This window comes from Luteibacter sp. NPDC031894 (assembly GCF_050273135.1).
Classification (GTDB): Bacteria; Pseudomonadota; Gammaproteobacteria; order Xanthomonadales; family Rhodanobacteraceae; genus Luteibacter.
The window spans coordinates 160,904-186,989 of the sequence record NZ_JBNNMV010000001.1 but is presented as its reverse complement, the minus strand read 5'-3'; the positions used below and the strand labels follow the sequence as shown (position 1 = coordinate 186,989).

At 67.2% G+C, this 26,086-nt stretch carries 27 protein-coding genes; 11 read left to right on the top strand and 16 right to left on the bottom strand.

Annotated elements, in window-relative coordinates; genetic code table 11:
* Positions 1 to 68 precede the first annotated feature (68 nt).
* The gene (locus ACQKIE_RS00895) at positions 69 to 836 is read right to left on the bottom strand and encodes an FHA domain-containing protein (protein WP_427454993.1); all 768 of its coding nucleotides are present in this window, start codon (positions 834 to 836) and stop codon (positions 69 to 71) included.
* Between the two features lie 129 nt (positions 837 to 965).
* Between ACQKIE_RS00895 and ACQKIE_RS00890 the strand changes: the two genes are divergently transcribed.
* Together ACQKIE_RS00890 and infA are read left to right on the top strand one after the other, a co-directional pair.
* A complete protein-coding gene (locus ACQKIE_RS00890) occupies positions 966 to 1,241 on the top strand; it encodes a polyhydroxyalkanoic acid system family protein (protein WP_427454992.1) in 276 nt (91 codons plus the stop codon).
* A gap of 103 nt (positions 1,242 to 1,344) precedes the next feature.
* Positions 1,345 to 1,563 carry a translation initiation factor IF-1 gene (infA, locus tag ACQKIE_RS00885; RefSeq protein ID WP_072323067.1) on the top strand — a complete coding sequence of 73 codons (219 nt, stop codon included), beginning with the start codon at positions 1,345 to 1,347 and terminating at the stop codon, positions 1,561 to 1,563.
* A 76-nt stretch (positions 1,564 to 1,639) separates the two neighbouring features.
* Here infA and clpA read toward each other — a convergent pair whose 3' ends face one another.
* Positions 1,640 to 3,907, bottom strand: coding sequence for an ATP-dependent Clp protease ATP-binding subunit ClpA (gene clpA, locus ACQKIE_RS00880; protein ID WP_427454991.1), 2,268 nt, complete (start codon positions 3,905 to 3,907; stop codon positions 1,640 to 1,642).
* A 78-nt stretch (positions 3,908 to 3,985) separates the two neighbouring features.
* On the bottom strand, positions 3,986 to 4,318 hold the full coding sequence (clpS, locus tag ACQKIE_RS00875) for an ATP-dependent Clp protease adapter ClpS (RefSeq protein ID WP_427454990.1): 333 nt from the start codon (positions 4,316 to 4,318) through the stop codon (positions 3,986 to 3,988).
* Positions 4,319 to 4,436: 118 nt separating this feature from the next.
* On the opposite strand from clpS, the gene ACQKIE_RS00870 reads away from it, so the two are divergent.
* The 3 genes from ACQKIE_RS00870 to hflD all read left to right on the top strand — a co-directional run bounded on the left by ACQKIE_RS00870 (position 4,437) and on the right by hflD (position 6,779).
* Positions 4,437 to 4,925, top strand: a complete 489-nt coding sequence (locus tag ACQKIE_RS00870) for an NUDIX hydrolase (protein ID WP_427454989.1) — start codon at positions 4,437 to 4,439, stop codon at positions 4,923 to 4,925.
* The gene (gene mnmA, locus ACQKIE_RS00865) at positions 4,922 to 6,016 is read left to right on the top strand and encodes a tRNA 2-thiouridine(34) synthase MnmA (protein WP_427454988.1); all 1,095 of its coding nucleotides are present in this window, start codon (positions 4,922 to 4,924) and stop codon (positions 6,014 to 6,016) included. Before ACQKIE_RS00870 ends, mnmA begins: the two co-directional genes overlap by 4 nt.
* A 136-nt stretch (positions 6,017 to 6,152) precedes the next feature.
* A complete protein-coding gene (gene hflD / locus ACQKIE_RS00860; protein ID WP_427454987.1) occupies positions 6,153 to 6,779 on the top strand; it encodes a high frequency lysogenization protein HflD in 627 nt (208 codons plus the stop codon).
* A gap of 25 nt (positions 6,780 to 6,804) precedes the next feature.
* On the opposite strand, the gene ACQKIE_RS00855 is transcribed toward hflD, so the two are convergent.
* The gene (locus tag ACQKIE_RS00855) at positions 6,805 to 7,734 is read right to left on the bottom strand and encodes a LysR family transcriptional regulator (RefSeq protein ID WP_427454986.1); all 930 of its coding nucleotides are present in this window, start codon (positions 7,732 to 7,734) and stop codon (positions 6,805 to 6,807) included.
* Between the two features lie 224 nt (positions 7,735 to 7,958).
* Between ACQKIE_RS00855 and acnA the strand changes: the two genes are divergently transcribed.
* A complete protein-coding gene (gene acnA / locus ACQKIE_RS00850; RefSeq protein WP_427454985.1) occupies positions 7,959 to 10,703 on the top strand; it encodes an aconitate hydratase AcnA in 2,745 nt (914 codons plus the stop codon).
* Between the two features lie 47 nt (positions 10,704 to 10,750).
* Here the strand turns inward: acnA and ACQKIE_RS00845 are convergent, their stop codons facing one another.
* Positions 10,751 to 11,182 carry a hypothetical protein gene (locus tag ACQKIE_RS00845; RefSeq protein WP_427454984.1) on the bottom strand — a complete coding sequence of 144 codons (432 nt, stop codon included), beginning with the start codon at positions 11,180 to 11,182 and terminating at the stop codon, positions 10,751 to 10,753.
* Positions 11,183 to 11,305: 123 nt separating this feature from the next.
* Between ACQKIE_RS00845 and ACQKIE_RS00840 the strand changes: the two genes are divergently transcribed.
* Positions 11,306 to 12,994 carry an AMP-binding protein gene (locus tag ACQKIE_RS00840; RefSeq protein ID WP_427454983.1) on the top strand — a complete coding sequence of 563 codons (1,689 nt, stop codon included), beginning with the start codon at positions 11,306 to 11,308 and terminating at the stop codon, positions 12,992 to 12,994.
* A 43-nt stretch (positions 12,995 to 13,037) separates the two neighbouring features.
* Here ACQKIE_RS00840 and ACQKIE_RS00835 read toward each other — a convergent pair whose 3' ends face one another.
* Entirely contained in the window at positions 13,038 to 13,394 is a 357-nt protein-coding gene (locus tag ACQKIE_RS00835) for a PilZ domain-containing protein (protein ID WP_427456754.1), read from the bottom strand.
* Between the two features lie 129 nt (positions 13,395 to 13,523).
* A complete protein-coding gene (dinB, locus tag ACQKIE_RS00830) occupies positions 13,524 to 14,711 on the bottom strand; it encodes a DNA polymerase IV (RefSeq protein WP_427454982.1) in 1,188 nt (395 codons plus the stop codon).
* A gap of 392 nt (positions 14,712 to 15,103) precedes the next feature.
* On the opposite strand from dinB, the gene ACQKIE_RS00825 reads away from it, so the two are divergent.
* From ACQKIE_RS00825 to arsC, 4 genes are read left to right on the top strand one after another with little or no spacing between them, the layout of a single operon-like run.
* The gene (locus ACQKIE_RS00825) at positions 15,104 to 15,910 is read left to right on the top strand and encodes a segregation and condensation protein A (protein ID WP_427456752.1); all 807 of its coding nucleotides are present in this window, start codon (positions 15,104 to 15,106) and stop codon (positions 15,908 to 15,910) included.
* A 40-nt stretch (positions 15,911 to 15,950) separates the two neighbouring features.
* Positions 15,951 to 16,775, top strand: a complete 825-nt coding sequence (gene scpB, locus ACQKIE_RS00820) for an SMC-Scp complex subunit ScpB (protein WP_427454981.1) — start codon at positions 15,951 to 15,953, stop codon at positions 16,773 to 16,775.
* On the top strand, positions 16,772 to 18,271 hold the full coding sequence (locus tag ACQKIE_RS00815) for a pseudouridine synthase (RefSeq protein WP_427454980.1): 1,500 nt from the start codon (positions 16,772 to 16,774) through the stop codon (positions 18,269 to 18,271). The genes scpB and ACQKIE_RS00815 overlap by 4 nt, the downstream gene beginning before the upstream one ends.
* A gap of 5 nt (positions 18,272 to 18,276) precedes the next feature.
* Positions 18,277 to 18,612: an arsenate reductase (glutaredoxin) gene (arsC, locus tag ACQKIE_RS00810; protein ID WP_427454979.1), complete on the top strand. Its 336-nt coding sequence runs from the start codon at positions 18,277 to 18,279 to the stop codon at positions 18,610 to 18,612.
* A 67-nt stretch (positions 18,613 to 18,679) separates the two neighbouring features.
* Here the strand turns inward: arsC and hisIE are convergent, their stop codons facing one another.
* From hisIE to ACQKIE_RS00765, 9 genes are read right to left on the bottom strand one after another with little or no spacing between them, the layout of a single operon-like run.
* Positions 18,680 to 19,285 (bottom strand): bifunctional phosphoribosyl-AMP cyclohydrolase/phosphoribosyl-ATP diphosphatase HisIE, encoded by a 606-nt coding sequence (gene hisIE, locus ACQKIE_RS00805; RefSeq protein ID WP_427454978.1) that lies wholly within the window; start codon positions 19,283 to 19,285, stop codon positions 18,680 to 18,682.
* On the bottom strand, positions 19,282 to 20,052 hold the full coding sequence (gene hisF / locus ACQKIE_RS00800; RefSeq protein ID WP_427454977.1) for an imidazole glycerol phosphate synthase subunit HisF: 771 nt from the start codon (positions 20,050 to 20,052) through the stop codon (positions 19,282 to 19,284). Before hisF ends, hisIE begins: the two co-directional genes overlap by 4 nt.
* Positions 20,046 to 20,798 carry a 1-(5-phosphoribosyl)-5-[(5-phosphoribosylamino)methylideneamino]imidazole-4-carboxamide isomerase gene (gene hisA, locus ACQKIE_RS00795; RefSeq protein ID WP_427454976.1) on the bottom strand — a complete coding sequence of 251 codons (753 nt, stop codon included), beginning with the start codon at positions 20,796 to 20,798 and terminating at the stop codon, positions 20,046 to 20,048. The genes hisF and hisA overlap by 7 nt, the downstream gene beginning before the upstream one ends.
* The gene (gene hisH / locus ACQKIE_RS00790; RefSeq protein WP_427454975.1) at positions 20,795 to 21,385 is read right to left on the bottom strand and encodes an imidazole glycerol phosphate synthase subunit HisH; all 591 of its coding nucleotides are present in this window, start codon (positions 21,383 to 21,385) and stop codon (positions 20,795 to 20,797) included. Before hisH ends, hisA begins: the two co-directional genes overlap by 4 nt.
* A complete protein-coding gene (gene hisB, locus ACQKIE_RS00785; protein ID WP_427454974.1) occupies positions 21,385 to 22,449 on the bottom strand; it encodes a bifunctional histidinol-phosphatase/imidazoleglycerol-phosphate dehydratase HisB in 1,065 nt (354 codons plus the stop codon). Before hisB ends, hisH begins: the two co-directional genes overlap by 1 nt.
* Complete coding sequence (gene hisC / locus ACQKIE_RS00780) at positions 22,446 to 23,510, bottom strand: histidinol-phosphate transaminase (RefSeq protein ID WP_427454973.1); 1,065 nt, start codon at positions 23,508 to 23,510, stop codon at positions 22,446 to 22,448. The genes hisB and hisC overlap by 4 nt, the downstream gene beginning before the upstream one ends.
* A complete protein-coding gene (gene hisD / locus ACQKIE_RS00775) occupies positions 23,507 to 24,814 on the bottom strand; it encodes a histidinol dehydrogenase (protein WP_427454972.1) in 1,308 nt (435 codons plus the stop codon). The genes hisC and hisD overlap by 4 nt, the downstream gene beginning before the upstream one ends.
* Positions 24,811 to 25,704, bottom strand: a complete 894-nt coding sequence (gene hisG, locus ACQKIE_RS00770; protein ID WP_427454971.1) for an ATP phosphoribosyltransferase — start codon at positions 25,702 to 25,704, stop codon at positions 24,811 to 24,813. Before hisG ends, hisD begins: the two co-directional genes overlap by 4 nt.
* Complete coding sequence (locus ACQKIE_RS00765) at positions 25,701 to 26,018, bottom strand: YerC/YecD family TrpR-related protein (RefSeq protein WP_427454970.1); 318 nt, start codon at positions 26,016 to 26,018, stop codon at positions 25,701 to 25,703. Before ACQKIE_RS00765 ends, hisG begins: the two co-directional genes overlap by 4 nt.
* Positions 26,019 to 26,086: the final 68 nt, after the last annotated feature.

The following is a 26,086-nucleotide window of genomic DNA, read 5'->3' as shown; positions in this document are numbered from 1 at the left end:
CCCGCAGCCTGGCGGCGGCAAGTGGGCTTTGTCCATGGCTGTTCGCAGGCGGTTCCGCAGACGTGTCGTCAGAACTGGACGAACAGCACCGCCGCGATACCGAGCGCGAGCAGCGCGGCGGTGAGGATGAGCCACCAGACATCGCCGCGCGGTGCATCGACCTCGCGCGCCACCGGTTCCGGCTCGGGCTCGGCGACAGGCAACACCGGCTCGGCCGCCCAACCTGGCCCCTCGAGGACGAAGCGGTGCGCGGCGATGCCGATCTGGTCCCCCGGCTGCAACGTGGCCCGGACCACCTTCACGCCGTTGACGCGCACGGCGTGCCGCGGCGGCACGCGCGAGGCGTCGAGCACGAGATCGACGTCATCCCATGCGAGGGTCAGCAAGGCGGCATCGTTACCGGGAAGCTCGAGCGGCAGCGCACCATGGGTGGAGCCCAGTTCCAGGCGGTCGCCCACGGCGACAACCCGCCCCGACAAGGGCCCCGCCACCGGCCGCAGGGCAACCGTGCAGCGCGATTCGGTGGGGCTCAGGGCGTCGCGTGCGTCCAGGTCGGCATCGTCCCGGACGAGCATGCGGCAATCGCCCAACGACAGGCTGTCACCCGGTCGCAACAGGGCGCGCTCGCGCACCGGACGGGCGTTGACGTAGACACGTCCGGACCCGGGCACGACCTCGAGGACCAGCCCGCGCCGGTCGCGGTGGATCGCGACATGGCGGGCGGCTACCTGGGTTTCGGACACGACGAGGTCGTTGTCCTCGGCGCGGCCGATCGTGAGCATGGGCCGTGACCAATGGAAATCACCGCGAGCCGAGCTGACGAATTCGATGCGCATGGAGGAACCGGGGCGTTGACGACGCGACTTTAGCAGAGTGCGGTATCTGTTTGAACGCAAAGGTGTCCACGTTCACGCCATGGGTGCCCTGATAGACTCCGCCCCTTTCCGGCTGAGAGGACTGCATCCATGGCGAAGATCGACATCCGCCGCCCCCACGGCACGACGGTGGAGAACGCCCGCGTCGTCGTCGACAAGGTGGCCGCCCGCATGCGCGAGAAATTCGGGACGGAAGGCACTTGGCAGGGTGACACGCTGACCTTCGCCCGCTCCGGCGTGAAGGGCGCGATCGCCGTCTCGGCCAACGACGTGCACGTCACCGCGGAGCTCGGCATGCTCCTCTCGCCCCTGCGCGGCACGATCGAGGAAGAGATCCGGAAGAAGCTGGACGAGCAGTTCGGCTGATCCTGGGCCCGTGCCGCCCCTGCTTGGTGGCCTGGGCCGAGCCTCTATGGCATACTAAGGGACTTATGCGGCCATTCCGGCCGTTCATGCCGACCCGGGACACATGGCAAAAGACGACGTCATCGAAATGGAAGGTACGGTCCTTGAGACCCTGCCCAACACCATGTTCCGCGTGCAGCTCGAGAACGGGCACGTCATTACCGCCCATATCTCCGGCCGTATGCGCAAGCATTACATCCGCATCCTCACGGGCGATAAGGTGAAGGTCGAAATGACCCCTTACGACCTGACCAAGGGACGCATCACCTACCGCATGAAGTAAGGCGCCCCGCGCCGCTTCGGCGACATAGAAAAAGCCGCGGCTCACGCCGCGGCTTTTTTTGCTTCCGTCGAGAGGATTACGCCTCCGCGGTCGCCGGCTCCGCCGACTCGGTTTCCACGTGCAGCTCGTCGTCCGCGACCGAAAGGGTCACCTTGCCGCCCTCGGCCAGCTTGCCGAACAGCAGTTCGTCGGCCAGCGCGCGCTTCACCTTGTCCTGGATCACGCGGGCCATCGGACGGGCGCCCATCTGCGGGTCGAAGCCGTGCTCCGCCAACCAGCGACGGGCCTCCGGCGAGACGTCCACGCTCACCTTCTTCTCCGACAGCTGCGTTTCCAGCTCGATCAGGAACTTGTCGACCACGCGCAGGATGTGGTCGAAGTCCAGCGCGTTGAACTGGATGACCGCGTCGAGGCGGTTGCGGAACTCCGGCGTGAACATGCGGCGAATGGTCTCCATCGCATCCAGCGAGTGGTTCTGCTTCACGAAGCCGATCCCGCGACGCGACGCCAGCTGTGCACCGGCATTCGTGGTCATCACGATGATCACGTTCTTGAAGTTCGCCTCGCGACCGTTCGTGTCCGTCAGCACGCCCCGGTCCATGACCTGGAGCAGGATGTTGTACACGTCCGGATGGGCCTTCTCGATTTCGTCCAGCAGCAGCACGCAGTGCGGATGCTTGGTGATCTGCTCAGTGAGCAGGCCACCCTGGTCGAAGCCGACGTAGCCCGGAGGCGCGCCGACCAGGCGCGAGACCGAGTGCGCTTCCATGTACTCGGACATGTCGAAGCGAACCATCTCGATGCCCAGCTGCATGGCGAGCTGGCGGGTGACTTCCGTCTTGCCGACACCGGTCGGGCCGGCCAGCAGGAAGCTGCCGATCGGCTTGGACGGATCGCCCAGGCCGGAGCGCGCCATCTTGATCGACGAGGCCAGGGCCTCGATCGCCGCGTCCTGACCGAACACCACCATCTTCAGGTTGCGCTCGAGGTTGCGCAGGACATCGCGATCCGACGCCGACACCTGCTTGGCGGGGATGCGGGCCATCTTCGCGACGATGTACTCGATCTCGGGGACGTCCACCTTGCCGGTACGTTCGTCTTCCGGCAGCAGGCGCTGGCGGGCACCGGCCTCGTCGATCACGTCGATGGCCTTGTCCGGCAGCAGGCGGTCGGGGATGTGCTTGACCGAGAGGTCCACGGCGGCACGCAGCGCCTCGCCGGTGTATTCCACCGAGTGGTGCTCCTCGAACCGGCTCTTCAGGCCGCGCAGGATCTCGATCGAATCGGCCACGGTGGGCTCGACCACGTCGATCTTCTGGAAGCGGCGGGCCAGCGCGCGATCCTTCTCGAACACGCCCCGGAACTCCTGGAACGTGGTGGAACCGATGCAGCGCAGCTCGCCCGAGGCCAGCATGGGCTTGATCAGGTTCGACGCGTCCATGGTGCCGCCCGACGCCGAACCGGCACCGATGATGGTGTGGATCTCGTCGATGAACAGGATGGCGTTCGGCTGCTTCTTGAGCTGGGCGATGACCGCCTTCAGGCGCTTCTCGAAGTCGCCGCGGTACTTGGTGCCGGCAACCAGCGCGCCCAGATCGAGCGACCAGATCGTGCAGTCTTCGAGCACCTCCGGCACCTGGCCTTCGACGATGCGCTTGGCAAGGCCCTCGGCCAGCGCGGTCTTGCCCACGCCCGCCTCGCCCACGTACAGGGGATTGTTCTTGCGGCGGCGGCAGAGCACCTGGATGGTGCGCTCCACCTCGTCCTGGCGACCGATCAGGGGATCGATCTTGCCCTGGATGGCGAGATCGTTCAGGTTCGAGGCGTATTCGCTGAGCGGATTGCCCTTGCCTTCCCCGCCTTCCTCGCCATCACGCTCGGCATTCGGGGCCGCGGCGGCGGACTCGTCGCCGATCTTGGCGATACCGTGCGAGATGTAGTTGACGACGTCGAGACGAGTGATCTCCTGCTGGTGCAGGAAATACACCGCGTGGGAGTCCTTCTCGCCGAAAATGGCCACGAGGACGTTGGCGCCGGTGACTTCCTTCCGGCCCGACGACTGCACGTGGTACACAGCGCGCTGGAGCACGCGCTGGAAGCCCAGGGTGGGCTGGGTGTCGCGCTCGTCGCCGGCCGGGAGCACCGGCACCGTCTCCGCGACGATCCGCTGCAGGTCGGCCGCCAGGCGCGGCAGGTCCACCCCGCAAGCCCGCAGGGCCGCAAGGGCGGAGGTGTTCTCCGTGAGGGCGAGCAACAGGTGCTCCACGGTCATGAATTCGTGGCGCTGCTCACGGGCCTGCTTGTAGCAGTGCCCGATGGTGACTTCTAGATCCTTGCTGAACATACGGACCGTCTCCGATAGCTGTGGGCGGCGGGGACCAGCCCCGTGTCAATGCCGCATGAACTCCAGATGGGGGATCGGCTACATCTTTTCCATAGTGCACAACAGCGGGTGCTGATGAGACCGTGAGTACTCGTTGACCTGAGTCACCTTGGTTTCTGCCACCTCCCGGGTGAATACGCCGCAGACGCCCTTTCCTCGTGTGTGGACATGGAGCATGACCTGCACCGCCCTTTCCTGATCCATGCCGAAGAAACTACGCAGCACCTCGATCACGAAATCCATCGGCGTGAAGTCGTCGTTCAGCAGGACGACCTGGAACAGGGGTGGCCTTGCCGTTTCCGGCCGGGCGGTCTCTATGGCGAGGCCGTGCCCGCGGTCACTTTCCTGATCGTGTTCGTGTTCTTGGGACATTAATTCGGAGCCTTCGATACGCGGTTCGTTTATACACCGGATTCCGGCGCGCTTTCGGGTCGCAACCACAAGTGATGGCACAATAGGCCTTTTTCCAGAGCGCTATTTCCTTAAGCCGATGCCACAGACACCCCTCTCCAGCGAAAGCGTGTGGTGCCCCCGGGTGACGGTGGCCTGTGTCATCGCGCGTGGCGACCGCTTCCTGATCGTCGAGGAAGAAGCCCAGGGCAGGCTTGCCTACAACCAACCCGCAGGACATCTCGACCCGGGCGAGACGCTGCAGGCCGCCGCGGTCCGCGAGACCCTCGAGGAAACGGGACACCACGTGGCCCTCGACGCCTTCCTGGGCGTCTGGCAATGGATGAGTTCGGAGCACGGCGAACAGGTGCTCCGATTCGCCTTTTCCGGCCACGTGCTGTCACACGACGCCTCGCGCGCCCTCGACGAGGGCATTCACCGCGCCCTATGGCTGCGCCGCGACGAGATCGAGGCCCTCGGCACGCGCCTGCGCACGCCGCTGGTCCTGCACGCCATCGACGCGTGGCTGGACGGGCGCCGGCTGCCGCTGGACACGGTATCCAGCCTGCTTCCGGGCGCCAGCGCGTGAAGGTGATCCTCGGTGTCTCCGGCGGCGTCGACTCCTCGGTCGCCGCCCTCCTGCTCCAGCAGGCGGGCCACGACGTCGAGGGCATGTTCATGCAGAACTGGGAGGAAGACGACCGCTCCGGCCCCTGCACGACCGACGACGACCGCAAGGACGCCGTGGCCGTCTGCGGCCGCCTCGACATCCCCTTCCATTCGCGAAATTTTGCGGGCGAGTATTGGGACGGCGTCTTCGCCTACTTCCTTGCCGAATACGCCGCCGGCCGCACGCCGAACCCCGACGTGCTCTGCAATCGCGAGATCAAGTTCAAGACCTTCCTGGAACACGCCCGGGCGCTCGGCGCGGAAAAGATCGCGACGGGTCACTACGCGCGGGTCGACTTCCGCGATGGCCGCTACCGCCTCCTGCGCGCGGTCGACGCGGCGAAGGACCAGAGCTATTTCCTGCATGCGCTGGGCCAGGAGCAACTGGCTGCCACGCTCTTCCCCGTGGGGGAAATCGAGAAGCCGCGCGTGCGCGACATGGCCCGTGAGGCGGCGCTGCCCACGCACGCGAAGAAGGACTCCACGGGCATCTGCTTCATCGGCGAACGCGACTTCCGCTCGTTCCTCGCCCAATACCTGCCGGCGAAGCCGGGCGCAATGGTCGATCCGGACGGCCGCCGCATCGGTGAGCACCAGGGCGTGATGTATTACACGTTGGGCCAGCGCAACGGCCTCGGCATCGGCGGCCGCGCGGACGCGGCGGGCGAGCCGTGGTACGTCGTGGGCAAGGACGTCGGCACGAACACGTTGGTCGTGGCCCAGGGCGGCGAGAATCGATGGTTGCAGTCGACCCGGCTTGAAGCGACGGACCTGACCTGGGTGGCGGGCGAGCCGCCCGCCCTCGCCTTCCGCTGTACCGCCAAGACACGTTACCGGCAGGCCGATCAGGGCTGCACGGTCGAGGTTCGTGGCGATCGGCTGCATGTCTCCTTCGACGAGCCGCAGCGCGCGGTGACCCCTGGCCAGTCGGTCGTGCTGTACGACGGCGAGGCTTGCCTGGGGGGCGCGGTGATCGCGGCGACCGATGCGCCTTATGGCGGGCTTTCGTGAAGCGCGTCAACGACGCCGCGCTTGGTGGGAGCGGACGCTGTCCGCGATTCCCGCGAAGCGAACATGTGAGACTCGCGACTCCCCATCGCCGACAGGGTCGGCTCCCACCAAGCATCTATTCCTTCGAGTTCCCCGCATGAACGAAGAACGCGTCCTCGCCCTGGCCGGTGTATTCCAGGGTGCCGCCCTTGCCCAGCAGCTGGCCACCGATGGTCGTTGCGACGAGGTGGCGTTCGAGACCAGCCTCGCCAGCGTGTTCCGCATCGATGCCGACTCCGTGGCATCCGTCTACGGCGGCGTCTCCGGCGTACGCCGCGGCTTGCGTACGCTGGTGGCGCAGTTCGAGGACGAGACCCGCGACGTCGCCGTGATGCGCATGGCGATCACCGTGCTTCGCCTGGAGCGCTCGCTGTCGCGCAACCGTGCGCTGCTCGACCGCTTGCGCGAAGGCATCGTGTCCGCGCAACGGCAGGTGGAACATTTCGGCCTCACGCATCCGAATGTCGCCGCGCGCATGGCGGAGCTTTATGCGTCGACACTTTCGACGCTGAAGCCGCGCGTCATGGTCACGGGCACGCCGACGTACCTTCAACAGAAAGGCAACGTGGACAAGGTGCGTGCCGCGCTGCTGGCGTCGGTGCGTTCGGCGGTGCTCTGGCACCAGCTGGGCGGCCGCCAGTGGCACTTGCTGATCTACCGCAAGCAATGCGCGATGCTCGCGCGCGGCCTGCTCACCGGATCGACACTCGACGACGGCGGCTGATGGCGGGCTTCCAGGTACGACGCGGTTAAACGCGCGCCGCGTCCAGCCCGGGGATTTTCTCCGCCAGGGCACGCAATAACTCGCCGAATCCGGTGAGGTCGTCGATCCACGGCGTGGCGCTGCGCCAGTAAAGGGAGATGTGCCGCCCGGGCCGCGCATCCGCCACCGTTGCCAGCACCACGTTGGGTATCGAGCCCAGGCGCTCGTGGGCGAGGATCGGCACCAGCGTGTAGCCGCCGCGCAACGCCACCAGCGTGGCGAGGCTCTCGATGCTGAGGTCCTGGATGCGCTCCGGTCTGGCCGACCCCGTCATGCCCAGTTCGGACACCCCGTTCCCATGGCTCTCCGCCATCAGCGTCGCCTCGGCCGCGTCCAGTTCACCCAGGGCCACGGACGCCCGCCCCGCCAGCGGGTGCGCAGCATGCAACATCAGCTCGTAGGGTTCGAAAAACAGCGCGGTCGCGTCCAGGCCCGTGACCGTCGCGGTCGGCGGCGCCAGCACGGCGTCGAGCTCTCCTTCCTGCAAGCGGCGCAGGAGGCCGCGAGGTTTCCCCTCGGAGATGGTCAGCCGTGCACCGGGGAAGCGCTGCGGAAACGGTTCGATGAAGTGCGGCAGCAGGTACGGGCCGAGGGTCGATGGCACGCCCAGCCGCAGCTCGCCGCCGAAGGCCACGTCGCCCGCTCGCGCGGCCACCTCGAGGTGCTCGGCCGAGGCCAGGACCTCGTCGATGTAGCCGAGGAGGCGCTGGCCGCTGGCCGTGGGCACGACGCGCCGGCCGCCCCGCTCGAAAAGCGGCACACCGAGGGCCTGTTCGACCTTCTGCACCTGGTGCGACAGCCCGGACGGGCTGATGTACATGGCCCGGGCGGCGCTGTTGAAGCTGCCCTCGCGGGCGACTGCCTGGACGAGGGCGAGGTCGCGCAGGGACACGGACGACAGCGCCATCGAAATCATCGAACGCTGCGTGCCATCAAATGCGTTTGCGCCCACGGTGCCCCGCCCTCATCCTTTTCGCGCCAAGAATTTCGCGTGGCGTACGCCCGCGACCCGCCATTCTAGCCATAGCCGGCCGCGTGGCGGTCGCACTGGAACGGCAGACTGCGCGATAATCGACGCCTTTGGCAGCCCGCAAGGGTCGCCCGGCCTCCCCAGCTCAAGAACCACGCCAGGAGTACAGCATGAAAGACTCGTTCTCGGTCCGAGACAGTATCGAAGTCAACGGCAAGCGCCACACCATCGCAAGCCTGGCGAAGTTCGGCGACACGTTCGACATCAAGCGCCTTCCCTACTCGATGAAGATCCTGCTGGAGAACCTGCTCCGCCAGGAAGACGGCGTGAACGTCACCGCCAAGGAAATCGAGGCCGTCGCCAAGTGGGACGCCAAGGCCGAGCCGGACACCGAGATCTCGTTCATGCCCGCCCGCGTGGTCCTGCAGGACTTCACCGGCGTGCCCTGCGTGGTGGATCTCGCCGCCATGCGCGACGCCGTGGCCAAGCTCGGTGGCGACCCGAACAAGATCAACCCGCTGGCGCCCGCCGAACTGGTCATCGACCACTCGGTGCAGGTTGACGTGTTCGGCTCGGAAAGCTCGCTGGAGCAGAACGTCGCCATCGAGTTCGAGCGTAACCAGGAGCGCTACTCGTTCCTGCGCTGGGGCCAGAAGGCCTTCAACAACTTCAAGGTGGTGCCCCCGCGCACCGGTATCGTCCACCAGGTGAACCTGGAAAACCTCGCTCGTGTCGTCTTCACCAACGAGGTGGACGGCGAGTCCTTCGCCTACCCGGATACCGTTTTCGGTACCGACTCGCACACCACGATGATCAACGGCATCGGCGTGCTGGGCTGGGGCGTGGGCGGTATCGAGGCCGAGGCCGCGATGCTCGGCCAGCCGTCGTCGATGCTCATTCCGCAGGTCGTCGGCTTCCGCCTCACCGGCAAGCTGTCCGAAGGCGTCACCGCGACCGACCTGGTGCTCACCGTCACCCAGATGCTGCGCAAGCTCGGCGTCGTCGGCAAGTTCGTCGAGTTCTTCGGCAACGGCCTGCAGAACCTGCCGCTGGCCGACCGCGCGACGATCGCCAACATGGCCCCGGAATACGGCGCCACCTGCGGCATCTTCCCGATCGACCAGGAAGCACTGAACTACATGCGCCTGTCCGGTCGCGACGAGGGGCAGATCGCCCTCGTGGAAACGTATGCGAAGGCCCAGGGCCTGTGGCACGACGCCAACACGCCGGAGCCGGAATTCACCACCGTGCTCGAGCTCGACCTGGCCGACGTCAAGCCGTCGCTCGCCGGCCCGAAGCGTCCGCAGGACCGCGTGCTGCTCGAAGGCGTCCGGGAGAGCTTCCTCGACGCCGTCGGCCCGCTGACTGCCAACCGCAAGCCGAAGAACGGCGACGTGTCGCGCTTCAACAATGAAGGTGGCGGCACCGCGGTCGGCAACGAAGGCAACCATGTCGACGAGGACGGCGTGCTGGTGGAGAAGGACGGCAAGTCGTTCCGCCTCAACGACGGCTCGGTCGTGATCGCCGCGATCACCTCGTGCACCAACACCTCCAACCCGGCCGTGATGCTCGCCGCCGGCCTGGTGGCGAAGAAGGCCGCCGCGCGTGGCCTTACCTCGAAGCCGTGGGTCAAGCCCTCGCTCGGGCCGGGCTCGCTCGTCGTCACGGAGTACCTGAAGAAGACCGGCCTGCTCGAGGAGCTCGAGAAGGTGAACTTCTACGTGGTCGGCTACGGTTGCACCACCTGCATCGGCAACTCCGGTCCGCTGCCGGCCGAGATCAGCAAGGGCATCGCCGAAGGCGACCTCGCCGTGGCCTCCGTGCTGTCCGGCAACCGCAACTTCGAAGGCCGCGTGCATCCGGAAGTGAAGATGAACTACCTGGCCTCGCCGCCGCTGGTGGTCGCCTACGCGCTGGCCGGCACGCTCAACATCGACCTGACGAAGGATCCGATCGCCACGGGCAGCGACGGCAAGCCGGTGTACCTCAAGGACATCTGGCCGAGCAACCAGGAAGTTTCCGACGCCATCGCCGGCGCGATCAGCCCGCAGATGTTCAAGGACAGCTACGCCGACGTGTTCAAGGGCGACAGCCGCTGGAACGCGATCGCTTCGCCGGACGGCAAGACCTATGCGTGGGACGACTCGACCTACATCAAGAACCCGCCGTACTTCGAAGGCATGACGGCCGAGGCCGGCACCATCGAGGACATCCACGGCGCGCGCGCCATGGGCATCTTCGGCGACTCGATCACGACCGACCACATCTCCCCGGCCGGTTCGATCAAGAAGGACAGCCCGGCGGGCCGCTTCCTGATCTCGAAGGGCGTGGAGCCGAAGGACTTCAACTCCTACGGTTCGCGTCGCGGCAACGATGACGTGATGGTGCGCGGCACCTTCGCCAACATCCGCATCAAGAACCTGATGCTGGACGGCGTGGAGGGCGGCTACACGAAGTACATCCCGACCGGCGAACAGATGGCCATCTACGATGCGGCCATGAAGTACAAGGCCGACGGTACGCCGCTGGTGGTCCTCGCCGGCAAGGAATACGGCACCGGCTCGTCGCGTGACTGGGCAGCCAAGGGCACGCTGCTGCTGGGCGTGAAGGCCGTGATCGCGGAGAGCTTCGAGCGCATCCACCGCTCCAACCTGGTCGGCATGGGCGTGCTGCCCTGCCAGTTCATGGATGGCGAGAACGCGCAGACGCTCGGCCTGAAGGGCGACGAGGTGTTCGACATCACCGGCCTGGAAGGCGGCGAGTCGAAGCGCGCCACGGTCAAGGCCACGCGTCCGGACGGTTCGGTCAAGGAGTTCACCGTCAAGGTGCTGCTGCTGACCCCGAAGGAGCGCGAGTTCTTCCGCCACGGCGGCATCCTGCAGTACGTCCTTCGCCAGCTGGCGAAGGCGGCCTGATAAGGCTCAGAGGAACGCCCCGGGAAACCGGGGCGTTTTTTTTCGTCCTACAACGCGCGTTTCCAGCTCGCGGTGAAGCAGCGCCATTCGCCGCCCTCTCTTCGCCAACCCGTCTCCACCAGATAGGCCCCCGCGTTATCGGGCAGCACACCCACGCCTGCCGTGAGGGTGACCGTGAAGGTGGCGACCATCCGGTCGCCTCGCGACGTCACCTCGGTCGGCCCCATCAGCACGTGCACCTTCTGCCCGCGTAGCGCGTACACGCGCACGAGGTTGGCCAGCGCGCGACGATCCAGCGCCCCGGCGTTTCCGTCGAAGTCCTCCGTCAGCGCCGCCACGGTGTCTCCCGCCTTGCCCGCCTCGGCCGCTTCCGCGGACGCCGCGATGGCCGTGCGCACCTGTTCTTCGTCCGGAGCGCGATGGCACCCGGCGACGCTCGCCAGCAGCAGGCAAACCCACATCATTCGTCGTGCCGACATTGCTGTTCCTCTTGCCTGGATGCCGCTGCAACGCGGCTTGCCGCTGTACGCGCGCGTATGCTCCAATGCCTCGCGACCGCACGATAACCGTGCGAGCGTCACTTCCTGGAGTCCGTCCGATTCATGAGCATCGAGCGTCCGTGGCTTGACCACTACCCGGCCGGCATCCCCGCCGACATCGACGTCAACGCATTCCGCTCCATAGCGGCCGTCCTCGAAGAATCCTTTCAGAAATTTCGCAATCGCCCGGCGTTCGCGAATTTCGGCAAAGTCCTCACCTACGGGCAGATCGACGAACTATCCCAGGCCTTCGCCGGTTACCTTTCCGGCGAACTCGGCCTGAAGAAAGGCGACCGCCTCGCGATCATGCTGCCGAACCTGCTGCAGTATCCCATCGCGCTGTTCGGCGCGCTGCGCCTCGGCCTGACCGTAGTGAACACGAATCCGCTGTACACCACGCGCGAACTGCATCACCAACTGGAAGATTCGGGCGCAAAGGCGCTCCTGGTCCTGGACAATTTTGCGGCCACCGCCCAGCAGGCGCTGGACGGTACGAAGGTCCAGCACGTCATCACGACCGCCGTCGGCGACATGGTCGGCTTCCCGAAGGGCAACATCATCAACTTCGTGGTGAAGCACATCCGTAAGGAAGTGCCCTCCTTCCGCCTGCCCCAGGCCGTGCGCTTCCGTACCGCACTCGAGCGAGGCAAGGCGCATCCGGTGCCGTCGGTCGAGATCGGCCACGAAGACATCGCCTTCCTGCAGTACACCGGCGGCACCACGGGCGTGGCCAAGGGAGCCATGCTCACCCACCGCAACATGATCGCCAACATGCTGCAGACCCGCCCGTGGGTCGCGGGCCACGCCACGCCGGGCGAAGAAACCATCATCACGGCGTTGCCGCTGTACCACATCTTTTCGCTGACGGTGAACTGCCTCATCTTCGCGAGCCTGGGCGGGTTGAACCACCTGATCACCAACCCACGCGACATGCGCGGCTTCGTCAAGGAACTGCAGAAGACGAAGTTCACCGCGATCACCGGCGTCAACACGCTCTTCAACGGCTTGTTGAACACGCCCGGGTTCGACCAGGTCGACTTCTCCCAGTTGCACCTGACGATGGCCGGGGGCATGGCCCTGCAACGGAGCGTGGCCGAGCGCTGGAAGAAGGTCACCGGTCACCCGATCATCGAGGGCTACGGTCTTACCGAGACGTCACCGGTCGCATTCGCCAACCGTGTCGATATCACCGACTACACCGGCTCCATCGGCTTCCCCATTCCCGCCACCGACGCGCAGATCCGCGGCGAGGACGGCCAGGTGCTGCCGATCGGCGAAGTGGGTGAGCTCTGCATTCGCGGTCCGCAGGTCATGAAGGGGTACTGGAGCCAGCCGGAAGAGACGTCCAAGGTGCTGGACGCCGACGGCTGGCTGCGCACCGGCGACATCGCCCGCATGGACGAGACCGGCCAGGCCTTCATCGTCGACAGAAAGAAAGACATGATCCTGGTCTCGGGCTTCAACGTGTACCCGAACGAGATCGAGGACATCGTCATGCACCACCCCGGGGTGTCCGAAGTCGCCGCCGTGGGTATCGACGACGAGCATTCGGGCGAGGTCGTGAAGCTGTTCGTGGTCCGCAAGGATCCGTCGCTGACGGTCGAAGCGCTGAAGGAGTACTGCCGGGAAAACCTCACCGGCTATAAGCGCCCCAAGCAGATCGAATTCCGCGACAGCCTGCCGAAGACCAACGTAGGCAAGATCCTCCGCCGCGAGTTGCGGGACGAGGAGCGGAAGAAGCACAAGAGCTGACGCGGCGTCGCCTGGTGGGAGCAAGGCCTTGCCGACACCAGGCTCACTCGTCCTGCCAGGCCTCCAGCGTATCGGCGTAGCCGCCGAGCAGTTCCCACAGTGAGGCCTGCTTGTCCTCGGGAATGAGGGTGTATTCCATGCCGATCTGCCGCGCGGACACGCGCGCCACCGAAGCCTCGAGGTGGATGTGCAGGTCGTGGCCGAAGATCATGTCGAGGATCCATGTCTGCCCGGGCTCGCCCCGCCAACCCAGCGGACGGCGCAGCAGCGCGCCCGTGGCCGAGATGTCGACCAGGTCGGTTGGGTGCGCTTCGCCGCCGCGGCTCATGAGGACCGCGGTCTGCACGCGCATCCGCGCGTGGCGGTAGCGCTGGTTTGGATCGTCCCTATCGTTCGACATCAGCTTCTCCACCCATCCCGACACCTCGTCCTTGCCTGTCGTAATCGGCATGACGCACCTCGTCCACTTACGTTCCGTGTCACAAACGGACACATTAGCGCAGCCTGGATGACGCTTACATACCTGCGTTCACTCGTTTCCGCGCGTCTTCAGCACACCTGCCCGAACCAAGGCCCCGGCGCCGAAGCGCCCGTTGATGAGATCCTGTACGCCGTCGGATTGCTTGTCCGATACCTGCACGGCGAACATGTCCTGTTGTTCGTCGCCATGCCTCGCATCGAAGCCCGACAGGGTCACCCCGAGCAAACGCAGTCTCGGCCGGGGGTGCTGGCTCCACCAGACCTGAAGCAAGCGCCGTGCCACCGCGTAGATGTCCGGGGTCGCGTTGCCGGGAACGGGCAACTGGGCTTGCCGGCTATGGGTAAGGAAGGGCGGCTCGCGCAGTTTTACCGAGACCGTGCGGGCATTCAGCCCTCGCGCCCTCGCTCGGGCCCCGACCTTCTCGCACTGGCGAAGCATCCAGGCCTCCGCGATCGCCAGTTCCTCCAGGTCGTATTCGAACGTCCACTCCGCGCCGATGGACACCTCGGGGGCGTCCGTGACCACGGGCCGCCGGTCCTCGCCCCGGCACAGCTCACGCAGCTGCGCCGCGTGGCGCTCGCCCACGGCCTTGTTCAGGCGCCATGCGTCGGCCCGCATGAGATCGCCGATCGTACGGATGCCCACCTTGTGCAACGCTTCCTCGGCCACCTTGCCCACGGTCCACATGCGACCGATCGGGAGGGGGTCCAGGTAGCCGCGGACCTCCTCGGGGGCGATACGCAGGAACCCGTCGGGCTTGGACAGTTCGCTGGCCAGCTTGGCCAGGAGCTTGTTATGGGCCATGCCGACGGAAGCGTTCAGCCCGGTGCGCGCCCGAATTTCGTCCTTTACCCGGCGGCCGATCGCCTCGATGGATGAGAACAATCGCAAGCTGGCGGTCACGTCGAGGAAGGCCTCGTCCAGGGAGAGCCCCTCGATCATGGGCGTGAACTCGGCGAAGACGCCGAAGACGATGCTGGAGATTTCCTGGTAGCGCGCATGGCGCGGGACGATATACACCCCGTCCGGGCAGCGTCGGCGCGCCTCTGACGTGGCCATGGCGGAGCGAACCCCGTATTTCCGTGCCTCGTAATTCGCCGTGGAGACGACTCCGCGACGGCCCAGGCCGGCGACGATGACCGGCTTGCCCACCAACGACGGCTCGTCCAGCTCCTCCACGGACGCATAGAATGCGTCCATGTCGACGTGGATGATGGCGCGCTGGGTGGGCTGCATCCGCCTATTGTGCCGCAAGGCCCCGGGCGCCGGCGGGGCCACCGCTGGACTTGCCCCGGCACAGGCGATACCCTGTATGCCAATCGGGTGAACTTATTCGGGCGTCGCGCCTTCACCGGTCCGTTCCTGGGACCGGCCGCGCTCTGCTCCCGACGTTCCTTCACAGACGGTGACCCTCCTGGGGTGTCCAGCGGCTATGCCTATCGCTCGTCGGCGACGACGCGTGGCATGCCGGGCGAGGTGGCGGTACGGCCGCCGGACGGCATCGATTGTTGCGCTACCGGTCGCACTCGCGACCCTTCTGACGTGTGCCGATGACTAACGAGACAACCGCAGTCCAGGTGGTCGAAAAAACCCAGGATGCCTTTGCGGGCATCCCGCAGCAGCAGGAAATGCCCCTCGCGCTGGTGCGTGGGCAGCCTGTGCTGCACATGCCGCAGGACCTGTACATCCCGCCAGACGCGCTCGAAGTCATCCTCGAATCGTTCGAAGGGCCGTTGGACCTGCTGCTGTACCTGATCCGCCGGCAAAACCTCGACATCCTCGATATCCCCGTCGCCGAGATCACCCGGCAGTACATGGACTACATCGAGATGATGCGCGAGGTGATGCGCCTGGAGCTCGCGGCGGAATACCTGCTGATGGCCGCGATCCTGGCGGAGATCAAGTCCAGGCTGTTGCTGCCGCGGCCGCCGGTCGAGGAAGGGGTGGAGGACGATCCCCGCGCCGAACTCGTCCGTCGCCTGCAAGAGTACGAACGCTTCAAGAAGGCCGCGGCGGATATCGACGAGCTGCCGCGCCTGGAACGCGATACCACCGTGGTCCACGCCTTCGTGGGCGAGCACAACGTGGTTCGCGTGCCGCCTCCGCTGGACCTCAGGGAGCTCCTGCTCGCGCTCAAGGACGTGCTCAACCGCGCCGACCTGTTCACGCACCATGCGATCCAGCGCGAACCGCTCAGCGTGCGCCAGCGCATGGGCGACCTGCTCGGCACGCTCAGCGAGGGCGGCGGGTTCCACCGCTTCGAAACGCTGTTCGACGTGAACGAGGGCCGCCTCGGCGTGGTGGTCACCTTCCTTGCCATGCTCGAGCTGGCCAAGGAAATGCTCATCGAAATCGTGCAGGAAGAAGCCCTCGGGCCGATCTACCTGAAGACGAAGGTACACACGGAAGCCGAGCCGGAAGAAGCGCTCGCCTGACGGTCCCGCCAGGGGCCACCAAACCGATCCGCAAGGACCTATGCAACCCGAACAACTGAAATCCATCGTGGAAGCGGCGCTGCTGGCGTCGACCCAGCCGATGACCATCGCCCAGTTGAAGGCGATCTTCGGCGAGGACGAAGAGATCGGCACCGAGGAACTCACGCAAGCCCTGGCCGCGCTCGGCGCCGATTGCGAGGGCCGCGGCGTGGAGCTGGTGGAGGTCGCCTCCGGCTGGCGCTACCAGGTGCGGCGCGAGGTGCATGGGTGGGTGTCCCGTCTCTGGGCGGAAAAGCCGAGCCGCTACTCGCGCGCGCTGCTGGAGACCCTGGCCCTTATCGCCTACCGCCAGCCGATCACGCGCCCTGAAATCGAACAGATCCGCGGCGTGGTCGTCTCGTCCAACATCATCAAGACCCTGGAAGAACGCGAGTGGATCCGCGTCGTGGGCCACCGCGACGTACCGGGCAAGCCGGCCTTGTTCGGCACCACCCGCGCCTTCCTCGACTATTTCAACCTGAAGTCGCTCGACGCCCTGCCTCCGTTGTCGGAAATCCGCGACCTCGAGGAGCTCAACCCGCAGATGCGCTTCGACGCCGATGCGGTACCGGCGCCGGCCCGTGCCGCGATGCCGGACCAGGACACCCCGAACACCGACGATGTCGTGGCTGAAGCCTCGACGGTCGAAGACACCGCCGCCGAGACCGCGCCCGCCGAAGGCGATGCGGCCGAGACCGCGAACCACCTGCCTGACGGCGACGACGACGTCGCCGCGGCTTCCCCCACTGCCGACGAGGCAGAGAACCCCTTAAGCGACGCCGACAACGGCGACGCCGAGAAAGACACCGAGGAGTCACGCGCATGAATGCGCCACAGCGATCCCTGCTTACCCTGAAGCGCGGCGGCAACGACGCCGCCGACACCACGCAACAACTCGAGGAGCGCCTGCACAAGGTCCTCGCCAACGCCGGACTCGGCTCGCGCCGGATGCTCGAGCAACGCATCCAGGCCGGCGAAGTCGAGGTCAACGGCACCGTCGCGACCATCGGCGCCAGCGTCCATGCGGGCGACCGTGTGATGGTCGACGGCAAACAGTTTGTCGTCGCCACCGACAACCGCAGCGACGCGGAAGTAATCGTGTACCACAAGCCGGAAGGCGTGGTGACCACCCGCGAAGACACCGAAGGCCGCCCCACGGTATTCGAGCAACTGCCGCGCCTGCGTGGCGCGCGCTGGGTCGCCGTGGGCCGCCTCGACATCAACACCACCGGCCTGCTCCTGCTCACGACCGACGGCGAACTCGCCAACGCGCTGATGCATCCGAAGAGCGGCCTCGAGCGCGAATACCTCTGCCGCGTCCATGGCGAGGTGCCGGACGAGGTGATCGAGCGGCTGAAGGCCGGCGTGGAACTGGAAGACGGTCCCGCGCGCTTCGACGACATCGGCATCATCAGCCGTGGCGGCAGCCATAGCTGGTTCCGCGTCACCATTCGCGAGGGCCGCAACCGCGAAGTCCGTCGCCTGTGGGATTCGCAGGGCTTCCTCGTCAGCCGCCTGAAGCGCATCCGCTACGGCACGGTGGAGCTGCCGCGCGCACTGCGCCGCGGCGACTGCGAATCGCTCGACGAGACCGCCATCAAGGAACTGCGCGAGCGTGCCGGTCTCGGCGCCCCGGCGCCCGTGCTGACGCTGAGCGCCGTGGTGCACCAGCGCCGTGCGCCGCGCCACGTCACCGAGTATCGCCCCGACAACCGCACCACCGGCGCATGGAGTTCGGCGCGGCACGATGAAGCGCGCGAACTCACCGCATTCGACCGCCTCCGCGACGACAATCCGCGTGGCGGGCGTGGTGGCCGCGGCGGGCGTCCGGCGGCGGGCCAAGGCGGCGCGCCGCGCCGTGAGGTCAACGGCAACGTCGCGCGCCCGGAACGAGGGGCGGGCGCCGGCGGTGCGCAACGCAAGTCGCGTCGCGTCGCGCCCGGCCAGGAGCTGCCGTCGATCCGCACCTGGTTCGCCGGCGACAGCCGCACGGGCGGCGGTAACGCGGCAGGCAACGCCGCGGGCAACCGCGGTCCGCGCCCGGCGGGACGCCCCGGCAATGCCGGCGGGAATCGCCCCGCTGGGCAGGGGCCGGCACGTGCCGAGGGCAATCGCGGCTCCGGCAACGCGCGTTTCGAAGGTGGCGGCAACCGTGGCCGCGGCCCCGGCGGCGGCAATCGCACCGGTGGTCCGGGCGGCGCAGGCGGTGGTAACCGTGCCGGTGGCCCGCGTCCCGGCGGCAACCGCGGCGGTCGTCCGGGCGGCGGCAATCGTGGCGGCGGCGGTGGCGGTGGCGGCGGTAATCGCGGCGGCAATCGCTGAGTCACATGCTGACCATCTGGCACAACCCGCGATGCTCCAAGTCGCGGGAAACGCTGGCGCTACTGCAGGCACGGGGGCTTTCGCCCGTGATCGTCGATTACCTGTCGACGCCCCCCTCCGTCGCCGAGCTGGAGCGCGTGCTCGGCTTGCTCGGACTCGAGCCGCGCGAGTTGATGCGCAAGGGTGAAGAGGCGTACGCGGCGTTGCCGGAGGGACTCACGCGCGGGCAGCTAATCCAGGCGATGGTGGAAACACCGAAGCTGATCGAGCGGCCTGTCGTCATCCACGGCGACAAGGCGGCGATCGGACGCCCGCCTGAAGCGGTGTTGGCCATTCTGTAGGCAACGGGTGAGGGTGCCGCGAGCACCCATCGCCGACAGCGTCGGCTCCCGCCGGGCAAGAGCCTATCTAACGCGCGTGACGGGCGGCCAGCTTTGCAGCCACCGCCTCGAAGCCGATACCGCGTGCGCGCAGGGCCACCATCAGGTGGAACACGAGATCGGCCGCCTCGCCGATCAACGCGTCGTCGTCCTGCGCCACCATGGCCAGGGCTGTCTCGACGCCTTCCTCGCCTACTTTCTGTGCGATGCGGCGAGTCCCTTCCTCGAACAGCGACGTCGTATAGCTTCCGGCCGGCCGTTCGGCGTGCCTCGACGCCACGAGTGCATCCAGTTCCGCCAGGAATCCCAATGACGGCGCGACATCATCGCCAAAACAGCTCGACGTGCCGTTATGGCAGGTCGGTCCGGCGGGCAGCGCACGCACGAGGATCGTGTCGGCGTCGCAGTCGAGCCGCGTGTCGACGACCGTCAACGTGTTTCCCGAGGTTTCGCCCTTCGTCCAGAGACGCTGTTTGCTGCGACTGAAGAACGTGACCAGTCCGCGCTCTCGCGTGGATTGCAAGGCAGCCTCGTCCATGTACCCCAGCATCAGCACCTCGCCGGTCCGCGCATGCTGCACGATCGCCGGCAGCAAGCCGTCGCCCTTGGCGAAATCAGGATTCATGCCATTCATACCCTCACCTCGATGCCTTGCGCCCTCAGTTCGCGTTTCAATGCGGGGATGCCGATGTCGCCGGAATGGAAGACACTGGCTGCGAGCGCTGCATCGACGTCGGCTTCCCGGAAGACCTCGGTGAAATGCGCCGGCACGCCCGCACCGCCCGAAGCGACCAGCGGAACGTGACTCACCGCACGGGCCGCCTTCAGCTGTTCGACGTCATAGCCGCGCCGGACCCCGTCCGTGCCCATGCAGTTCAGTACGATCTCGCCGGCGCCGAGCCGCTGCACTTCGTCGATCCAGTCGAGCGTGCGCTTGCGGAGCGCACGCGTGCGCGACGGGTCGCCGGTGTACTGGCGCACGCGCCACTCGCCGTCGTCATCGCGGAGGCTATCCACGCCGACGACGACGCACTGGACGCCGAACGCGTCGGCCAGTTCACCGACGAGGTTGGGACGCTCGAGCGCGGGGGAATTGATGGAGACCTTGTCCGCGCCGGCATGCAAGACCTCGCGTGCATCGTCGACGCTACGAATGCCGCCCGCGACACAGAACGGGATGTCGATCTCGCGCGCGACGCGCTCGACCCAATCACGATCCACCCGGCGCCCTTCCGGACTCGCCGTGATGTCGTAAAACACGAGTTCGTCAGCGCCTTCGTCGCGATAGCGCAGGGCCAGTTCGACAATCTCCCCCACGACGACATGGTCGCGGAAGCGGACGCCCTTCACGACCTGTCCGTCGCGCACGTCCAGGCAGGGCACGATGCGACGGCTCAGCATGACGCGCTCGCCCGCTCCGCCACGGCGAAGGCATCGGTCAGCACGAACGCACCTTCCAGCAGGGCGCGGCCAAGGATCACGCCGGCCATGCCTTGCAGCGCCAGCGCCGCGACGTCGTCGAGGGAACGCACGCCCCCGGACGCCTGCACCGCCAGCGTCGGGGCCAGCGCGGCGAGGTGGCGATAGAGCGCCACGTTCGGGCCGCTCATCGTGCCGTCGCGATCGATGTCCGTGCACAGCACGTGCCGCGCGCCCGTCGATGCATACCAGGGAAGCAGGTCGTCCAGCGTGCGCGCTTCGTCGGCCGTCCAGCCCGCGCTGGGAAGTTTCCATTCACCGTCGCGAAAGCGCGTATCCAGTGCCAGCACGATGCGCTCGGCGCCGTAGCGGGCGATCCACCCGGCGACCGTCTCAGGGTCGCGGATGGCCATGCTCCCGACGACCACGCGATGCACGCCCGCCTCGAGCAACCTGCGCACGCCATCCTCGTCGCGGATGCCGCCGCCGGCCTGCACACGCAGGCGCCCACTCGAGGCGATGCCCGCGATCGTGGCGAGGTTTTCGAAGTGTCCGGAGCGTGCGCCATCGAGGTCGACGACGTGCAGCCACTCGGCGCCCTCGTCCGCATAACGCGCCGCGAGTGCCTCCGGCTCGAAGGCAAAGGTGGTCTGCTGCGCGTAGTCGCCCTTGAAGAGGCGGACGACCTTGCCGTCGCGCAGGTCGATGGCGGGAATGGGAAGTGTCATAGGGAAAGGAAATTCCGCAGGAGCTGTGCGCCCAGCGACGCCGAGCGCTCGGGGTGGAACTGCATGCCCATGAAGTTGCCTGCGGCGACCACCGCCGCGAAAGGCTCGCCATGCTCGCTGGATGCGAGCGTGTAGCCGCCGATGGGCACGGCATAGCTGTGGACGAAGTACGCCGCGTCGCCCTCGCGGACGCCGGCCACCAGCGGATGATCAGTACGGATGTGCAGGCTGTTCCAGCCCATGTGAGGCACCCGGAGGCCGTCGCCGCCGGCGAAGCGGCGCACGGTGGCGGGAATCACGCCAAGGCACTCGGTATCGCCCTCTTCGGAGCGCTCGCACAGCAGCTGCATGCCGAGGCAGACCCCGAGCACGGGTTGGGTCAGGTGACGCAGCACATCCACGAGGCCGGCCTCGCGAAGGCGCCGCATGCCCGGGCCGGCGGCTCCCACTCCAGGCAGGATCACATGACTGGCGCTGCGGATGCGCGCGGCATCGGCCGTGAGTTCGGCATCGGCGCCGAGTCGCTGCAAGGCGTAGCGCACGGACCCGATGTTGGTGCCACCGGCGTCGACGAGGACGGGACGCATCAGAGGCTGCCCTTCGTGCTGGGCAAGTCGGCGCCTTCGCGCTGGATCGCCTGGCGCAGCGCGCGCGCCACTACTTTGAAGCAGCCTTCCACCATGTGGTGCGCGTTCTCGCCATGCACCGTGAGGTGCAGGTTCGCGCCGAGCGTTTCGCACAGTGAGCGGAAGAAGTGTGGCACCAGTTCCGTCGGCATGTCGCCCACTCGTTCGCGCGGGAACGCGCCTTCGAAAACGAAGTAGGGCCGGCCGGAAAGGTCCAGCAAGGCGCGCGCGGCGCTCTCGTCCATGGGCAGGGCGAAGCCGTAACGGGTGATGCCACGCTTGTCGCCCAGCGCGTTGCGCAGGGCCTGGCCGAGCGCGAGCGCGACGTCCTCGATGGTGTGGTGCTCGTCCACATGCGTATCGCCCTCGCAACGCAGGCTCAGGGCGAACCCACCGTGTTTGCCGATCTGTTCGAGCATGTGGTCGAAGAAGCCGAGTCCGGTGTGGACGGCGGGGTCGGCCACGCGGTCGAGGTCCACCGACACACGGATGGACGTCTCGCGCGTGCCGCGAACGACGTCAGCTGTCCGCGGCGCGTCCAGCAGCGCATGTGCCACATCGCTCCAGCCCATGCCGCCCTGCCCCACGCGAAAGCCGCGTACGCCCATATTCGCCGCGAATTCGAGGTCCGTCTCGCGGTCGCCGATCATCGCCGAGTGCGCGCGACTCCAGCTGTCGTCGGCAAGCCAGTGGCGGGCCAGGCCTGTCGCCGGCTTGCGCGTATCGCGGTTCTCGTGCGGATAACTGCGATCGATGAGCTGCTCGCGAAACACGACGCCTTGCGAGGACAAGATGCGCAGGAGGAGGTCGTGCGGTCCGTCGAAGGCTTCCTGCGGAAACGCCGGCGTACCGAGTCCATCCTGGTTGGTCACCATCACCAGTTCGTAACCGGCGGCGACGCAGCGCTGCAGGGCCGCGATCACACCCGGCACGAGGGCCAGCTTGTCGTAGCTGTCGATCTGCTCGTCGGCCGGTTCCTCGATGAGGCAACCGTCGCGGTCGATGAAAAGGATCTTCCGGCTCATCCGTCCGCACCTGCGCGCAGCACCGCGAGGACGCGGTCGTTCTCGTTGCCCGTGCCGACGGTGATGCGCAAGGCATCGCCGAGGCCGGGATACCTCGTGATGTCGCGCACGACCACGCCGGCGGCGAGCAGGCGGCGGTACGTCCCGGATGCGTCGTCGAAACGCACCGCAAGGAAGTTGGCATGCGACGGAAGCACTTCGCGCACCCCGGGCACACCGGGCAACTCCTCGAGCATGCGTGCCCGCTCAGTGAGGATCTCGTTCACGTGATGGCGTTGCACGCGGCGGCCTTCATAGGAAAGCGCACCGAGCGCCGCATCGACGCATGGCGACGGCAGCGGATACGGAGGAATGATCCGGCGCAGCAAACCGATGACCTCGGGGCGAGCGATCAGCGCACCGACCCGCGCGCCCGCCAGCGACCATGCCTTCGAGAGGGTGCGCAGCACCGCCACGTTGTCGTGCCGGTCGACGAGGGACGCGGCGCTCCGCGTGCCACTGAATTCCACATAGGCCTCGTCCACGACGACGACCGCGCGTCCGTCGAGTTCGCCGGCTAGCCGTGCGATGTCGTCGAGGCCGACAAGGTTACCCGTGGGGTTGTTCGGGCTACAGACGAAGACCAGCTTCACCGCCGGTGTCACGTCGGCAAGCAGCTTGTCCGCATCCAGTGTGCCGGTGGGATCGAGCGGCGACTCGATCACGGATGCGCCCTGGATCCTTGCGGAGACGGCATACATGCCGAAGGTCGGAGGCGATACCACCACCGCATCCTGCCCCGCACGGCAGAACGCCCGCACCAGCAAATCGATGGCTTCGTCGCTGCCGCGGGTGACGAGGATGCGATCGGCATCGCAGCCGTAGAGCTCGGCCAGCGATGCCACCAGCGCGGGCGGCTGCGGGTCCGGGTAACGGTTCAGGCCTTCGCCACCGGGGATGTTCGGCGGCCGTGAGGATTCGTTCGCATTGAGGAGCACGGTGCCGCCCTGCGCTTCCATGCGCGCGCTGGAGTACGGCGACAACGCACGGATGTCCGGACGAGCGAGGTCGAGCACGCTCATGCGAGGGCATCCATCGCTGACAGGCGCAAGGTGACGGCGCGACGGTGCGCCTCGAGTTGTTCGGCTTCGGCCAGGATCGCCGCGCACGGCCCGATGCCGCGCAAGCCTTCGGCGGTGAGTTCCTGCACCGTCACCTGCTTCTGGAAACTCGCCACGGACACGCCGCTGTAGCTGCGTGCATAGCCATAGGTCGGCAATACGTGATTACTGCCGCTGCAGTAGTCGCCGATGGACTCAGGCGTCCACTCGCCGAGGAAGACGGAGCCCGCGGATTCGACGCCTTCCAGCAGCGCGCGCGGCGCGGCGGTCTGGATGATGAGGTGTTCGGGCGCATACCGGTTGCTGACCGCCACCGCTTCGTCGAGGTCGGCCACCTGCACCAGGCGGCTTTCGCCCAATGCGGTGCCGGCGACGGCGGCGCGAGGCAGTTCCGCGCACTGCCGAGCCACTTCCGCTTCGACACGATCGAGCAAGGCGCGCGACGGACTGACGAGGAGGACCTGGGAATCCGGTCCATGCTCCGCCTGCGACAGCAGGTCGGCGGCGACGAAGCGTACATCGGCTGCCTCGTCGGCGATCACCAGCACTTCCGACGGCCCGGCGGGCATGTCGATGGCGGCACCGTCGGGGTCGCCGGCAACCTGCAGCTTCGCTTCGGTGACCCAGGCGTTGCCCGGCCCGAAGAGCTTGTCGCAGCGGGGAACGGTGGCCGTGCCATAGGCCATGGCGGCGATGGCCTGCGCACCGCCGAGCTTGAACACTCGATGGACACCGACGGCTCGCGCCGCGAAGAGCACGGCGTCATCGCAACGTCCGTTCGCCTGCACCGGCGTGCACAAAACCACCTCGTGGCATCCGGCGATCGCCGCCGGCACGCCGAGCATGATCGCCGTGGACGGCAGCGGTGCGCCACCCGCGGGCACATAGAGGCCCACGCGGCGAATCGGGCGCAGCACGCGTTCGACACGCACGCCCGGCGCCGTCTCGACAACGATCCCGGCGGGCGCGGCGGCGCGGTGGAAGAGGTCGATGCGGCTGGCCGCCTCGCGCACCGCGGCCTTCAGTTCCGGCGCGAGTCGAGCCTCCGCCGCATCGAATTCGTCGTCCGTCACGACCAGGCTATCGAGCTCGCTGCCGTCGTATCGCGCGGTCAGTTCGAACAACGCCGCGTCGCCACGTGCGCGCACGTCGGCGACGATCGTTTCCACACCTTGGCGCAGACCGGGGGCGCGGGACTGCGCCGGCCGCGCCAGTGCGGCGTCCCGTCCCGTTTCGTCGAGGGTCTTCCAGTCGATCCGTTTCATGCCAGCATCTTCTCCACCGGCAGCACGAGCATGTCGCGGGCACCGGCGCGCTTCATGTCTTCCAGCTGGCGCCAACTCACCGAGCCCGCGCACAGCGCCTGCAGCACGACCTGGTCCGGCGCGCCGTCGACCGGCGTCAGCGTCGGCACGGGCATGCCCGGCAGCAGGCGCGTGATGGCGGCCAGCGAATCGCGCGGCGCCTGCATCAGGATCAGGCGCGAATCGCGCACCTGGATCACGCCGTCGAGCCGACGCAGGAGCAGCTCGGCGATCTCCCCGCGCTCGTCCGCTGGCAACTCGCGGCGTCCCGCCAGCACGGCCTCGCTCTCGACCACCACCGCGGCTTCCCGCAACTGGTTGGCGACGAGGGTGGCGCCGCTGGAGACGAGGTCGCAGATGGCGTCCGCCGTGCCCAGGCGGGGCGCGATTTCGACGGAGCCGGCGAGCATCACCACTTTCGCGTCCACGTCGTTCGTGCGCAGCCACTCGCCGAGGAGGCCCGGATAGGACGTGGCGATGCGTTGGCCGTGCAGCTGCGAGGGGCCGTCATAGGCGTCTTCCTGGGGAACGGCGATGGAGAGCCGGCAGTGCCCGAAGCCCAAGGCACGCAACTCGTCGAGTCCGCTGCCCGCCTCCGTGTTCGACAGCTGGAATTCGCGCAGGACGTTGCGGCCGACGATGCCGAGGTCGCAGACGCCCTCGGCGATGAGGCCCGGGATGTCGTCGTCACGGACCAGCAGCAGGTCGACTGGCTCGCCCTCGCCGAAGCAGAACAGCTTGTCCCGGCTTTGCCGGAACTTCAGGCCGCAACGCGCCAGCAACTCCTGGGCGGGCTCGGTAAGCCGGCCGGACTTCTGCATGGCGATGCGCAGGCGATCCCGCGGCTTCATGTCCCACCCCCGAGGTTGCGCCGCGCCGCCGCGGCCATGTAACCCCCGTTGCCCTGGTTCAGGTATCGGGCGACGCGGCCAATCGTGGTGATGCTCACGGCGGTGCGCTCATGGATCTCCCGGTAGGACCGTCCCTCCAGGAGGTGTGGCACGACGCGCCAGCGATCGACCATCACCTCTATCTCGGCGGGGGTGCAGAGGTCGTGCAGGAAGGCTCGCATTTCCTCCACCGTGGTGAGGCCGGCGAGGGCCTCGCACAGGCTCGTCTCGGCGGAATCGGCGGGGGTTTCGGGGTCGAGGAAGCGTCGCTTCATAATAATGTACTAACGCGTTAATACGATACGTCATCGTAGCTGCGCAACCGGCCCGTGGCAAGCTCCCG